This window comes from Nocardia sp. bgisy118 (assembly GCF_057708605.1).
In genome coordinates, this window is the sequence record NZ_JBYISM010000020.1 from 36,944 (window position 1) to 49,386 (window position 12,443).

13 protein-coding genes are annotated in these 12,443 nt (G+C 70.5%); 6 read left to right on the forward strand and 7 right to left on the reverse strand.

Features of this window, described 5'->3' with window-relative positions; translation table 11 throughout:
- Positions 1 to 132: 132 nt before the first annotated feature.
- Positions 133 to 1,260, forward strand: a complete 1,128-nt coding sequence (locus AC3EO7_RS23330; RefSeq protein ID WP_431968673.1) for a PucR family transcriptional regulator — start codon at positions 133 to 135, stop codon at positions 1,258 to 1,260.
- Between the two features lie 95 nt (positions 1,261 to 1,355).
- Positions 1,356 to 2,234, forward strand: coding sequence for a bile acid:sodium symporter family protein (locus AC3EO7_RS23335; protein WP_435592387.1), 879 nt, complete (start codon positions 1,356 to 1,358; stop codon positions 2,232 to 2,234).
- A gap of 6 nt (positions 2,235 to 2,240) precedes the next feature.
- Here the strand turns inward: AC3EO7_RS23335 and AC3EO7_RS23340 are convergent, their stop codons facing one another.
- Positions 2,241 to 2,744 (reverse strand): PNPOx family protein, encoded by a 504-nt coding sequence (locus tag AC3EO7_RS23340; protein ID WP_431968669.1) that lies wholly within the window; start codon positions 2,742 to 2,744, stop codon positions 2,241 to 2,243.
- Positions 2,745 to 2,877: 133 nt separating this feature from the next.
- On the opposite strand from AC3EO7_RS23340, the gene AC3EO7_RS23345 reads away from it, so the two are divergent.
- The 3 genes from AC3EO7_RS23345 to AC3EO7_RS23355 all read left to right on the forward strand — a co-directional run bounded on the left by AC3EO7_RS23345 (position 2,878) and on the right by AC3EO7_RS23355 (position 5,563).
- Positions 2,878 to 4,413, forward strand: a complete 1,536-nt coding sequence (locus AC3EO7_RS23345; RefSeq protein ID WP_435592388.1) for a glycosyltransferase family 39 protein — start codon at positions 2,878 to 2,880, stop codon at positions 4,411 to 4,413.
- 22 nt (positions 4,414 to 4,435) lie between these two features.
- Complete coding sequence (locus AC3EO7_RS23350) at positions 4,436 to 4,804, forward strand: arsenate reductase family protein (RefSeq protein WP_431968665.1); 369 nt, start codon at positions 4,436 to 4,438, stop codon at positions 4,802 to 4,804.
- A gap of 78 nt (positions 4,805 to 4,882) precedes the next feature.
- The gene (locus AC3EO7_RS23355; RefSeq protein WP_431968663.1) at positions 4,883 to 5,563 is read left to right on the forward strand and encodes a TIGR00266 family protein; all 681 of its coding nucleotides are present in this window, start codon (positions 4,883 to 4,885) and stop codon (positions 5,561 to 5,563) included.
- 201 nt (positions 5,564 to 5,764) lie between these two features.
- On the opposite strand, the gene AC3EO7_RS23360 is transcribed toward AC3EO7_RS23355, so the two are convergent.
- Positions 5,765 to 6,274 carry an NUDIX hydrolase gene (locus AC3EO7_RS23360; protein ID WP_435592426.1) on the reverse strand — a complete coding sequence of 170 codons (510 nt, stop codon included), beginning with the start codon at positions 6,272 to 6,274 and terminating at the stop codon, positions 5,765 to 5,767.
- Between the two features lie 90 nt (positions 6,275 to 6,364).
- On the opposite strand from AC3EO7_RS23360, the gene AC3EO7_RS23365 reads away from it, so the two are divergent.
- Positions 6,365 to 6,745, forward strand: coding sequence for a nitroreductase family deazaflavin-dependent oxidoreductase (locus AC3EO7_RS23365; RefSeq protein WP_431968661.1), 381 nt, complete (start codon positions 6,365 to 6,367; stop codon positions 6,743 to 6,745).
- 17 nt (positions 6,746 to 6,762) lie between these two features.
- Here AC3EO7_RS23365 and yidC read toward each other — a convergent pair whose 3' ends face one another.
- The 5 genes from yidC to AC3EO7_RS23390 form a co-directional block, all read right to left on the reverse strand.
- Positions 6,763 to 7,683 (reverse strand): membrane protein insertase YidC, encoded by a 921-nt coding sequence (yidC, locus tag AC3EO7_RS23370; protein ID WP_431968659.1) that lies wholly within the window; start codon positions 7,681 to 7,683, stop codon positions 6,763 to 6,765.
- Between the two features lie 103 nt (positions 7,684 to 7,786).
- Positions 7,787 to 8,080: a DUF6412 domain-containing protein gene (locus AC3EO7_RS23375; protein ID WP_431968657.1), complete on the reverse strand. Its 294-nt coding sequence runs from the start codon at positions 8,078 to 8,080 to the stop codon at positions 7,787 to 7,789.
- A 104-nt stretch (positions 8,081 to 8,184) separates the two neighbouring features.
- Positions 8,185 to 9,000, reverse strand: a complete 816-nt coding sequence (locus AC3EO7_RS23380; protein WP_431968655.1) for a helix-turn-helix transcriptional regulator — start codon at positions 8,998 to 9,000, stop codon at positions 8,185 to 8,187.
- A gap of 155 nt (positions 9,001 to 9,155) precedes the next feature.
- Entirely contained in the window at positions 9,156 to 10,355 is a 1,200-nt protein-coding gene (locus tag AC3EO7_RS23385) for a PucR family transcriptional regulator (RefSeq protein WP_435592389.1), read from the reverse strand.
- 179 nt (positions 10,356 to 10,534) lie between these two features.
- Positions 10,535 to 12,334: an AMP-dependent synthetase/ligase gene (locus AC3EO7_RS23390; protein WP_435592390.1), complete on the reverse strand. Its 1,800-nt coding sequence runs from the start codon at positions 12,332 to 12,334 to the stop codon at positions 10,535 to 10,537.
- Between the last annotated feature and the right edge of the window lie 109 nt (positions 12,335 to 12,443).

Sequence of the window (12,443 nt, forward strand, 5' to 3'; positions counted from 1 at the left end):
CTCGTCGAACAGCGGTGGTGGGTCCCGACGAGTATTCGGCGGGAGGTGTGATCTGCGCCATGGAGGGCGTGTCGAACTATCAGTCGCCAGTTTGTTGATTTCTCTAAACGCCCGGCCGTAGGGTCGATCGCCATGAGCAGACTCTCGACCGCCGCGGAACGCCGAGCGGTGGTGCGCGTGCGGGATCGGGCGCCCGAACTGGTCGACCGCATCGTGGCGCGGGCGCGGGCGGAGGTGCCCGCGTACGCGCCGCTGCCCGCCGCGACCATCGCCGCGTCGACCACCTCGATCGTCGACCGCCTGCTCACCGCGCTGCACGACGGCAACCTGCTGGCCGCCGCGGATCTGGCCGCGCTCCGCGAGTTCGGCGAAATCCGTGCCCGCCAAGGCATTTCGCTCGCCGATGTGCAGAACGGGTGGCGCATCGCGGTGCGCGAGATTCTCGCCGAGCTGAGCGCGGCCGCGGGCGAGAGCCAGGCCGCCGATCGCACACTGCTGAGGCTGACCACCGCGCTGCTCGATCTCGTCGACGTGGCCGTCGTCCCGTACAGCGCTGGGCACCGCGACGTCGAGATCGCCGCGGCACGGCACGACGAGCAGTTCCGCGCCGAGTTCACCAGGGCCGCGCTGCTCGGCACCCTCGGTCCCGCGGACCTGCGCATCCGCGCCCAGCAACTCGGCGCGGACCCGGAGCTCGAGTACCGCGCGTACCGCGCCAGGACCGACGAATCCCGCGCCGCAGGCCGGAGCATCGCCCCGCGCGGGTTCGTGACCACGGTGGACGGCGATATCGCCGGTTTTGTGGAAAAGTCCAGAAGCCCGGAAGGGCACGGGGTCGTCGGCCTCGGCCCGCCTGCCCGCCTGGAGGACCTGGCTCGCTCGTTTCGCCTGGCGGGCCGCATGCTGACCACCGCGCAGCTGTTCGGCCGCACCGGAATCGTCGACCTGGACAGCGTCGGCCTGCTGCCCGCGATCGCCGCCGACACCGACCTGGGCGGGGAACTCGTCCGGCGCTATCTGGCGTCCCTCGGCGACGGCGAGTCCGTCCGCACGGTCGTCGACACCGTCGAGGCGTACCTCGACACTGGCATGCGCGTCGAGGTCACTGCCGAGCGACTCGTGGTGCACCCCAACACCGTTCGCTACCGCCTCGGTCGCTTCGAAGAACTCACCGGCGCCGATCTGCGCGTCGCGCACACCGCGCTGCAAGTCTGGTGGGCGATCCAATACCGGAAGGCGCAGTACCCGCCGCGCGGATGAGACATTCGCCGCGCGGGCTTTCCTTGCGTGTCTTCCGTCGCTACGGTCGACTCCGGCAATGCCGCTCGCGGGCGTCGGTTCGGAAGGAGATCCGCATGGGTTCAACGGCTTTCGCCGTATTTCTGCCGCTGGCGCTGGCCCTGGTGATGTTCGGGCTCGGGCTGACGCTCACCGTCGACGATTTCGCCAGGGTGCTGCGCTTTCCCGCGGCCGCGGCGATCGCGCTGGTCTGCCAGATGGTGCTCCTGCCCGCCGCCTGCCTGGGGCTGATCCTGCTGTTCCGGGTGGAGGGCGCGCTCGCGGTGGGCATGATGCTGCTCGCGGCCTCGCCGGGCGGACCGTCGGCGAATCTGTTCAGCCACATCGCCGGTGGGCACGTCGCGCTGAACATCACACTCACGGCGGTGAATTCGGTGCTCGCGGTGTTCACCATGCCGCTGGTCGTCGCGCTGTCCTACACGGTGTTCCTGGACGGCGAGGGCTCGATCGGGCTGCGGCCGGACAAGTTCGCGCAGGTCTTCGCGATCGTGCTGGTGCCCGTCGCGCTCGGCATGTGGGTGCATCGGCGGTTCACCGACTGGGCGCGGCGGATGCGCGGCGCGGTCAAGGTGTTGTCGATCGTGGTGCTCGCACTGGTGGTCGCGGCGGCGGTGGCGAAGAACTTCGAGACGCTCACCGAACACCTCGGCGAGCTGGCCGCGCTGTGCCTGGTGTTCGCCGTGCTGAGCCTGACGGTCGGGTATTTCGCGCCGCGGCTGTTCGGAGTCGACGACGATCAGGCCGTCGCCTCGGCGATGGAGATCGGCATCCACAACGGCGCGATCGCCATCGCCGTCGCGGTGACGGTGCTGCACAACGACACGATGGCGGTTCCCGGTGCGGTGTACGGCGTGCTGATGAACATCCCCGCCGCCGGGGCGGCCTACCTCCTGGCTCGACGCCGTCGGCCTGTTCGGGCGACCGCCACTGTGTGAGCGGGATCAGACCGGCCGCAGCTCGACGACGACACCGCCCTGCCGCCAGGTCTGGTAGATGTCGGCCTTGTTCGGGGAACCGTCGGCGTCGAACCCGATGCCGCTGAACGAGGCGTTGGTTTTGTTGTCTTTCGCGATGATCTCGAACAGCCGCATCACCTCCTCCTCGCCGGTGTGCACCACGGGATCGAAGCGTTCGGGCGCGCCACCGCGGGTCAGCGTGACCGACGTGCCGGTGCGCAGGTTCTTCACCCACGGCCGCAGCACGGTGCCGACCAGCAACGCGCTGCCGTGGCGGGTGTATGCCACAGGCACTTCGTAGATCTTGCCCGAGGTGCGGCCGACGACGTGCAGCGTCATCAGTCGTTTCCCGACCACCCCGGAGAGCACGGGGACGCGCAGCAGCGAGCGTATTACGCGGTTCACCACGGCCTGATAGCGCGGGATCGGACTGGGACCGCTGGTAGTCGGTGTTCCGTAAGGATTTTCGGGCTTCGATGTGTCGCTCATCCTTCCAGTATCTGTCGATCCCCCGTTGGCTACGCCGAAAGGCTGATCTCGACTCCCCCCGTGGGCGGATGGGCGGGCGGCCGTTTCTCGTTAGATTCGACCAGGCCCGAGTCCGAACTCGTCGAGGAGCGGCGTGACCGATACCGTTGAGCGTCAGGAGCTGGACGTGGCAGGGGAGGAGCGCCCTCCGGCGGCGACCGCGGGTATCGCCGTAGTGGCGGGTATCTCCCTTGCGGTGCTGCTGTTCTCGGCCGCTCGCTACGACTACTTCGGCGACGAGCTGTACTTCCTCGCCGCGGGCCGTCACCCGTCCTTCGGTTACGCCGATCAGGGCCCGGTGCTTCCGATGCTGGCCCGGCTCATGGACACCATCGCTCCCGGCTCGTTCTTCGTGTTCCGGCTGCCCGCGGTCGCGCTGACCACGCTCGCCGTGGCGCTCACCGCGCTGCTGGCCAGGGAGCTGGGCGGCGGGCGCGGCGCGCAACTGCTCGCGGCCGCCGCCTACGCGACCTCACCGTTTCTGCTGTTGCAGGGCAAGATGCTCACCACCAACGCGATCGACACCGCGCTGTGGGTGATCGTCACCTGGCTCGTGGTGCGGTGGGTGCGCACCCGCCGCGACTCGCTGCTGCTGTGCGCCGCGCTGGTGACGGCGCTGGACATGCAGGTGAAGTGGCTGATCCCGTTCTTCTGGATCGTGGTCGCCGTGACCTCGCTGGCCCTCGGTCCGCGCGAGCTGGTCCGGCGCCCGCTGCTGTGGCTCGGCGGCGCGATCGTCCTGCTCGCGACGCTGCCGACGCTGATCTGGCAGGCGGGCAACGGCTGGCCGCAGTTGCGCATGGGCGAGGTGATCAGCGGCGAGCAGGGCGTACTCGGCGGGCGGCTGATGTTCGTGCCCCTGGCCATCCTGACCGCGGGCATTCTCGGCGCGGTCGTGCTGGTGTACGGCGTGTGGGCGCTGCTGCGCACTCCGGCCCTGCGCCCGTACCGCTTCCTCGGGGCGACGCTACTGCTGCTCGTCGCGATCTTCCTGGTGACGGGCGGACGTATCTACTACGTGGCGGGCATGTACGGCGTGGTGCTCGCCGCGGGCGCGGTCGGACTGGTCGAGCAGGCGGGCCGACTGGGTCCCTCGCCGCGGCGGCTGCTCACCGGGGGCGGGTCGGCGGTGGTGCTGTGCTCCGCGGCACTCGTGCTGTGGTCGACGCCGTGGCAGCACCCCGACCACATCGCACCGCCCGCCGACGATGCCGAGGCCGCGATCAACATCGGCGTATACGGCGAATTCGGCTGGCCCGAGCTGACCGCCGCGGTGTCGCGGGCCGCGGCGGCCCTCGCCCCGGCCGAACGCGCGAACGCCGTCGTCGTCACCGACACCTACTGGCAGGCCAGCGCGCTCGACCAGTTCGCCCGCGACGAGCTGCCGCCGATCTACAGCCCGAGCCGCGGCTACGGCTACTTCGGCAGGCCGCTCGACGAGGCGAGCACCGTGCTCGCCGTCGGGATGACCGAGAGCTTCCTGCGCTGGAATTTCGACAGCGTGGAGCCGGTCGGCAAGGCGGACAGCAGGCTCGGCTTCCCCGGCAACACCCAGGACGTCACCGTGTGGAAGTGCACTGGCGCGCGTCATCCGTGGGCCGAGACCTGGCCGGACTTGATGCACCTGTAGCGGGACGTGATTATCTGGAGGCATGACATCTGGGCAGACCGAGATCTGGCACAACCCGCGGTGCTCGAAGAGCCGCGCCGCGACCGCGCACCTGGACGAGACGGGTGCGACCTACACCGTGCGCCGCTACCTGGACGACCCGCCCACCGCAGACGAGTTGCGCGAGGTGCTGCGGCGGCTCGACGCGCAACCGTGGGACATCACCCGCACCGGCGAGCAGATCGCCAAGGATCTGGGCATGGCGGACTGGGGCCGCACGCCCGCCGACCGGGATCGGTGGATCGCGGCGCTGGCCGACAACCCGCAGCTCATCCAGCGTCCGATCGTGCTCACCGGCGACGGCGGCGCGGTGGTCGCGCGCAGCGAGGACACGCTGCGCTCGCTCGACTGACGATCCAGCGAATCCCGGTCTCCCGGGGCCGAATTCGCTCATCCCTGTCCACCGCGCACACGCGGTAGGGTCGGCGGCATGAAGGTAAATCTGCGCCACAACCCCGCCTCCACCGTCGCGCGGTGCTTCCTGGCAGGCGGGGAGCCGATGCGGGTCGAGAGCGGCGCCATGGTCGCCCATTCGGCGGGAGTCACATTGCAGGCCAAGGCCGAGGGCGGCATCCTGGCCGGGCTCAAGCGCTCGGTGCTCTCCGGAGAATCGTTCTTCGTCTCCACCTTCACCGCTCCGCCGCAGGGCGGCTGGGTCGACGTCGCGCCCGCCCTGCCCGGCGACATGCTGAACCTGCAGATCACCCCGGACCGGCCGTACTTCATCAGCCGCGGCGGCTGGATCGCCAATTCGCACGGCGTGCAAGTGGAGAGCAAGTGGGGCGGCTTCGCGAATCTGTTCGGCGGCGAGGGCGGCTTCGGCCTGCGCGCGCACGGCGACGGCGAGATCGTGGTCGGCGTCTTCGGCGCGATCGATGTGATCGATCTGCAGCCGGGCGAACCGATCACCATCGACACCGGACACGTGGTGGCCTACGACCTGGCCATGAACTTCACCATCCGGCGCGCCGTCTCCGGCCGCTCCATCCAGTCGCTGAAGTCCGGCGAAGGCTTCGTCTTCGACTTCGTCGGTCCCGGCCGGGTGCTGCTGCAGACCCGCAATCCCGGCGCGTTCCTGTCCTGGGCCAGCACCGGCGCCTCGTCGAGCTGACTGCGGCGAGGGTCACGCTGCGAGGACTCCCATCCGAGTCCGTCATGTTCGGGTAACCTCCCCGACACCCACATCCGTGATGCTGGGCCCTCCACCTGATGAACTACCCGAAGGATTGCCTTTCATGGAGTTGCTCGAAGTCGTCGCCAACATTCTGACCACGATGCTGTCCCTGGGCAGCGGCAGCGCGGCGTAGCTGGTTCAGGCCAGGAGATCGCCGACCAGTACCAGGGTGTCCGGGACGAACGGCCAGTCCGGGTCGGCGAGGTGGGCGCGCAGTTCCGCGTCGGTCCACCACCAGCCGTCGGCGATCTCCTCGGGCTGATGACGGATGGGGCCGTCGTACCGCAGCTCGTAGGCGAACAAATGGCAGCGCATCGGCCTGCCCTCCCATTCCCCGTCCCAGGACGCGCTGGCCATCGGCAGCGGAGGCGCCGCGTCCTCGGTGAGCACGATGCCGAGCTCTTCGGCCAGCTCCCGGATCGCGGTCCGCGCCGGGTCCTCGCCCGGCGCGACGACACCGCCCGCGAGGCAGTCGTGCATCCCGGCGAACACCATCTTCGTGTCGGTGCGGCGGTGTACGTAGACCCGCTCGCCTTCCCTCGAACGCACCAGCACCCCGGCACTGGCGTGCCATAGACCCTCGCGGTAGACCTCGGCGCGATCGGCCGCGCCGACCGCGCGACCCTGCCGGTCGTAGACCGCGATCATCTCGCCGGAAGGACCGTCGAAGTTCGGCTGCGCAGACACTGCTCGAGAGTAACCTGGGCAGCGCACGCCACCTGGAGAGAGGACCGTCCGATGGTGCTTCCGCGCATAGTGGCGAGATTCAACCGGCACGTGACCAACCCGGTGGCGGGACTGGTCGCGGGCACGGTGCCGCCCTTCGCTGTGGTGTTGCACAAAGGACGACGATCCGGCCGCGCCTACCGGACACCGGTGTGGGTGTTCGAAGACGACGGCGTCTACCGCATCGCGCTGACGTACGGCCGTGAGACGGAATGGGTCAAGAACGTCCTCGCCGCGGGCGTTTTCGAGCTGGAGACCAAGGGGCACACCGTGACGTTGCGTGATCCGGTGGTGCTGGAGGATCGCTCGGCGGGCTGGGCTCCGCTCGGCGTGCGCCAGGTGTTGTGGGGCATCGCCGCCAAGCACTACCTGCGGGCCACACCCGCTGCCTGACGGCGTGCCCCGGCAGGTCACCGACGGCCACGCCGGGATTTCACGCCCGGTCGCGGCTTCACGCCCGGCATCGGCTTCACCCCTGGCTTCGGCGCGCTGTCCTGCCGCGCCGTGGCCGCCGCTGCCGCCGCGGCCATGACCTCGGCGTCGACGCGGCGGTGGGCGACGTGCTGCTGCGCGAGCGTCCACCCGTTGTTCGCCACCCAGTACAGCAGGATCGCCACCGGAAGCAGTGCGCCGCCGACGAGCGCGCCCGCCGGAAACACCCAGAGCGTCATCGTGTTCAGCAGCGGCAGCTGTGCCGTGGCCGGGTCCTGGCGGGCGATCGCGGCGCGCGCGGTGAAGTGCGTCGCGATGGCCGCCACCAGCATCAGCGTGCCTGCGACCGCGGCGATCGCCACGCTCGGCTGACCGGTCAGCGTGGCCGACAGCGGCGCGCCGAACAGCTTGGCGTTCAGGAAGGACTGCACATCGGCGGCGTCGAAGACGTAGTTCGGGGTCTGCGCGTTCTGTTCGGGCGTCATCGGCGTCGACGTCGCCTGGAAGGGCAGATGGCCGAGCGTTCCGGTGCGGTCGAACGAGCGAAGCACATGGAACAGCGCGAGGAACACGAGCCCCTGGCCGAGCATCGGCAGGCAGCCCGCCAGCACGCCGACACCGTTCTCGCGGTGCAGTTTCTGGATTTCGACGGCCTGTCGTTGCTTGTCGTCGGGATAGCGCTTGCGCAGCGCCTCGATCTCGGGTCGCAGGCGCCGCACGACGGCTTGGGTGCGGACCTGTTTCAGGAACAGCGGATACATGGCCGCGCGGAGCGTGACGACGAGGAACACCACCGCCAGTACCCAGGCCAGGCCGCTGGTGGATCCGAGCAGCGCGGCGAACGCGGTGTGCCAGAGCCAGAGCACGGCGGAGACAGGGTAATAGAGGACATCGAGCATTGGGGGAGCACCTGATTCGGTGAGACGTGCGCGCACACGCACGCGAAGTGGAGATGGTCACGGCGCGGGCCGACCACACCCGCGCCGCGGCGCGGGCCGTCGATCAGCCCGTGACCAGTCCCGGTGCTCGCGGCCGCGGACGGCCCGCCGTATCGGGATTGCTCTGTCGCAGATAGGAACCGCGCCTGCGGCGCTGTGCCGACGGCGGTCCGCCGCGGGCGACGACCAGCGGCGCGACCGCGCCGCCGTGCAGCGCCACCATCGCGAACACCGCGACGGCGAGCACACCGAGCGCGGCCAGCGACGCGTGCTCGGGCAGGGGCGCGACCAGCAGTGCGAGCGCGGGCGCCAGGCACGCGAGCACCGCGAAGGCCGTCAGCCGCACCCGCGAGAACATGGGATCGAGCGTACCGGGTACGGGCGGCGCGGCGTCATGGCGTGTGTTCGGCTTCGCGCCGGCCGTGCGCGGGCTGTCGACGGACCGACGTCCGACGGCGTCCGTCAGGCTCCGTCGCCGAGGTCCCACAGTTCGGCGCGATGCAGCGCGGCGGGCGTCAACCCGAAGGTGCGACGGCAGGTGCGGGTGAGTTGGGTGCTGTCGTCGAAACCGGAGGCGTGCGCGGCGGCGGCGACATCGTCGCCGGAGCGGAACCGGTTGACCGCCAAACGCAGCCGCAGCCACAGGATGTACGGGCGCAACGGCATCCCGACCTGTTCGGCGAACAGGTGCGAGAGCCGGGCGGGGGAGAGCCCGACCCGCTTGGCCACGTCGGCGCCGCGCATCGAATGGTCCGGCACCAGACTCGGCAGCAGCCGCAGCGCCTCGGTCACCGCGCCGTGCCGGTGCGAGCCGTTGGCGGCCGTTGGCGCGCAGCGCAATTCGCGCACGATCGCGGCCACCTGCTCGGCGATCGGCGCGGTGGCCAGCGTCGTTGGCATGACCTGCTGGTCGTCGGCCCAGCCGCCGGCGTGCGCGCGGCGATCGGCGGTGGCGCCCGCCGCGGTCTCGGGATCGAGATAGAGCGCGGCGCCCTCGGCGGCGGTCTCGATCCGGTGCGGCGCGTCGGCGGGCACGATGATCCTGGTGCCGCGGTGGCGCACCCCGCCCGCGTCCATCACCGTGATCGGCGTGCGTGCGGCGAGCACCTGAACGGTGTGGTGGGCGTGCAATGCGGTCGGGCGGATCGCGCCGCCGAAAGCGAGAATCCCGGGACGGAGTAAAGCCGTTGCCCGCCGGTGGGATTCGTCGGGCGTGCGGGCGCCGCCCGGACTACAGGGTGTCGCGGACACCCCGTCGGTGACCAGAGCCTTCTCCATCGGACGCTCCCGGCAGTGAAGCAAGGATCCGGGTTTCGGACCCATCGCCGAGACTATCCGGGTCCCACCGCGGCGGTGAGCGTTTCGGTCAGGTGAGCCAGGAATTCACCCACGATCGGTCGCGCGGACACGGTGGCCGGAACGGGATACGCCGATCACGGTGCGAAAGACGCGGATTCGAGGCGGCGGGCCAGCCGCGCCGCGGACAGCGTCATGGCGTCGGCGGGCCGGTGCGGATCCAGCCCGGTGAGTTCGTGCACGCGCGAGAGCCGGTAGGTCACGGTGTTGCGGTGCACCATGAGCAGCCGCGCGGTGGCGAGCTGATTGAAGCCGGTGTCCACGAACGTCTCCAGCGTCTCGGCGAGCATCGGCTGGGCGTCCAGCGGGGCGAGCAGCGCGGCGAGGCCCGGCCGCGCGGCGTCGCTCGCCGCCACGGTGTACTCGAAGTGCAGATCCGTTCGGCGACAGATGATCTCGCGCCAGGAAAGGCAGCGGCCGAGCTCGGCGAGGACACGCGCCTCGGCGGCCGTCGCGGGGATCACGGCCCTGGCGGACGCGGCCCCGACGCCCACCCAGTACGGCGGGACCCGGCCGGGCGCGTGCGCGGGCAGGCGCGCGGTGAGACCGGCCAGTGCGGCCGCGCCGTCGTCGCCCGTGGCCAGCGGGACCAGCGCGGTCCAGCCGCCGGTGTCCAGCCGCAAGAACACGCCGGGGATGGCTTCGACGCGGTGCCGCAGGGCCGCGGCGGTGCCGCCGTGGCTTCCGCACAGCCGGAACACCGCGACCAGGAAGGCGTCGGCCACCGGTATGACCGGGTCGGCGGCCCACTCCACCGGATCGTGTCCGGCCAGCAGCGCGTCGGCGATGCCGCGGCGGCGCTCGAGCAGTTCCCACCGCGGATCGTGCGACCGCTGGGTGGCCGCGGTGGCGATGCGCGCGCTGACCAGCGTGACGTACTTCAGCAGCGCGGGCGAGGCCTCCAGCAGCAGGCGCTCGTCACCGACCGAATCGCGTAGCCGGTCCCAGAGGAAGACGGCGCCGAGCCGATACCGTTCCAGCACATCGGCCAGCGGGGTGCCGTCGCGCAGCCGGTCCATCGCCAGCTCGACAAGCTCCCTGGTGTCGGCTTCGGACGGCTCGGCGCCGCGCCGGAGATACTCGAAGAACAGGTCGACATTGAGCTTCGCGCCGCGGGCGAAGTCGGTCTCCACCAGCGAGTGCGGCAGTTGCGCGTACGGCGGCAGCGTGCCGTAGAACCCCTCCAGCAGCGACGCCGCGGCCTGGTGCAGGCCGTCGATCGCCGCGGTGCGGTGCGCGTGGCCTCTCGGACCTGCTCTTCCGCCCGCATCGCTCATGCCTCCGCCTCGCTGGCGCTCGGCTCCGTCATGCGCGATGCGCGCTGGCACATGAATCGCTCACTGCGTTCGCTCATGCCTCCGCCTCGCTGGCGCTCGGCTCCGTCATGCGCGATGCGCGCTGGCACACGATTCGCTCACCACGTTCGCTCATCAGCGCCTCCGAGTCCGTACGACCATCACGAGTACATGGCCTCGATCGTATCGGTGTAGCGGCTCGCGATCGGCGCGCGGCGAAGTTTGCCGGTGGCCGTCAGGCAGTCGCCGCCCGGCTCCCACACCTCGCCGAGCACCACGTACTTCTTGATCTGCTCCACGCGGGAGAGTTTGCCGTTGGCCGCCGCCACCCCTCGCTCGATCTCGGCGAGCACTGCGGGGGCCGTGGCCAGCTCGGTGGGGGAGGCCGCCGCGAGCCCGATTCGCCGGGCGAACGCGGCGGCCAGATCGGGGTCGAGGCAGATCAGCGCGGTGTTGAAGGGGCGCTGCTCGCCGATCGCCACGACCGCGCCCGCCAGCGGGCAGTTCTCGATGATCGTGTTCTCGATGTTGGCCGGGGACATGTTCTTGCCCGCGGCGTTGATGATGAGTTCTTTCTTGCGGTCCACGATGGACAGGTAGCCGTCGGCGTCGAAGGAGCCGATGTCGCCGGTGTGCAGCCAGCCGTCGGCGTCCACCGTCTCGGCCGGGTCGTCGCGGTAGCCGCGCATCACCATCTTGCCGCGGATCAGCACCTCGCCGTCCGCGGCGAGGCGGACCTCCGCGCCGGGCAGCGGCGTGCCGACCGTGCCGATCTTGATCCGGGCAGGACCGTTCAGCGTCGCGCCCGCCGTGCACTCGGTCATGCCGTACCCCTCGCACAACGGCAGACCCATGCCGAGAAAGAACTCGTGCACGTCCGGTGGGATGGCCACCGAGCCCGTCACCGCGACGCGCACTCGGTCAAAGCCGAGCCGCGCCCGCAGCGGGCGCAGCACCAGTCGTTCGGCGACGCTGTGCTGGATCCGCTCGGTGAACCCGAGCGCGCGTCCGTCGGAGGCGGCACGCGCACGGATACGCCCGATGCCGACCGCCCAGCGGACCAGCGTGCGGCGCGGCGGGCGTTCCGCGGCGAAGCGTTCCTCCAGCGCGCCTTTGACTTTCACCCACACCCGGGGCACGCCGAGGAACACCGTCGGCCGCACCTCCGCCAGCGCGGCGGCCACCTGCGTGAAATCCGCGACCGTGGTGATCCGGCCGCCCTCCAGCATGGTCAGGTAGTGCGCGAACCAGCGGTTGGCCGCGTGCGCGTCGGGCAGATAGGAGATGACCCGGTCGTCCGGGCCGCCGCCGAATTGATCGATGACGCGAGAGTTCTCGAGGAAATTGGTGTGCGTCAGCTCGACGCCTTTCGGCGGTCCTGTGGTGCCCGAGGTGTAGACGATGGTGAGCAGGTCGTCGGGACGCACCGCGCGCCACGTCGACTCGAAATCGAAACCCGCGGGGGCCGTGCTCGATTCGAGCGCGGCGAGCGCGACGGTACCGGCCGGCGCCTCGTCCACGACGATCACGCGCTCGACGCGATGCCCCTGCGTGGCGGCCTCGGCCACCGCGTCCAGAATCCGTGACACGAACTGGCTTTCGCAGATCACGGTCCGATTGCCCGCGTTGCCGAACTGGTAGGCGAGCAGGTCGACCGGATTGGTGTTGTACACGGAGAAGGGTGTGGCGCCCGCGTGCAGCACGGCGGTGTCGCACAGGTGGAACTCCGGCCGGTTGGTCAGCATCAGCGCGACGGTGTCGCCGGGGCGGACGCCGAGCGCGGCCAGACCGGTCGCGATGTCGCGCACCCGCTCTCCGTACTCGCGCCAGGTGATGGTCTGCCCGCCGCCGAGGGTGCGCAGCGCGACCGCGTCGGCGTATCGCGCGACGTTCGCCTGGAACGCCGCGCAGAGGGTGTCCGGGCGCACCCGCTCGACCGCCGGAATTGTGGGAGAAGCCAAGACCGCAACCTTCTGCTCGAGTGTGGTCGAGGCAACTCCGCACCCGGGGCGGTGGCGTCGACCTCGTCGTCCGTCCAAGCTCAGCGCATCGCGGACCCCCTTCACCAGG

Excerpts from the sequence above, each read along its gene's own strand:
- AC3EO7_RS23330 (WP_431968673.1), top strand. The coding sequence starts at position 133 with ATGAGCAGACTCTCGACCGCCGCGGAACGCCGAGCGGTGGTGCGCGTG.
- AC3EO7_RS23335 (WP_435592387.1), top strand. The coding sequence starts at position 1,356 with ATGGGTTCAACGGCTTTCGCCGTATTTCTGCCGCTGGCGCTGGCCCTG.
- AC3EO7_RS23340 (WP_431968669.1), bottom strand. The coding sequence starts at position 2,744 with ATGAGCGACACATCGAAGCCCGAAAATCCTTACGGAACACCGACTACC.
- AC3EO7_RS23350 (WP_431968665.1), top strand. The coding sequence starts at position 4,436 with ATGACATCTGGGCAGACCGAGATCTGGCACAACCCGCGGTGCTCGAAG.
- AC3EO7_RS23355 (WP_431968663.1), top strand. The coding sequence starts at position 4,883 with ATGAAGGTAAATCTGCGCCACAACCCCGCCTCCACCGTCGCGCGGTGC.
- AC3EO7_RS23360 (WP_435592426.1), bottom strand. The coding sequence starts at position 6,274 with ATGATCGCGGTCTACGACCGGCAGGGTCGCGCGGTCGGCGCGGCCGAT.
- AC3EO7_RS23365 (WP_431968661.1), top strand. The coding sequence starts at position 6,365 with ATGGTGCTTCCGCGCATAGTGGCGAGATTCAACCGGCACGTGACCAAC.
- yidC (WP_431968659.1), bottom strand. The coding sequence starts at position 7,683 with ATGCTCGATGTCCTCTATTACCCTGTCTCCGCCGTGCTCTGGCTCTGG.
- AC3EO7_RS23375 (WP_431968657.1), bottom strand. The coding sequence starts at position 8,080 with ATGTTCTCGCGGGTGCGGCTGACGGCCTTCGCGGTGCTCGCGTGCCTG.
- AC3EO7_RS23380 (WP_431968655.1), bottom strand. The coding sequence starts at position 9,000 with ATGGAGAAGGCTCTGGTCACCGACGGGGTGTCCGCGACACCCTGTAGT.
- AC3EO7_RS23385 (WP_435592389.1), bottom strand. The coding sequence starts at position 10,355 with ATGAGCGATGCGGGCGGAAGAGCAGGTCCGAGAGGCCACGCGCACCGC.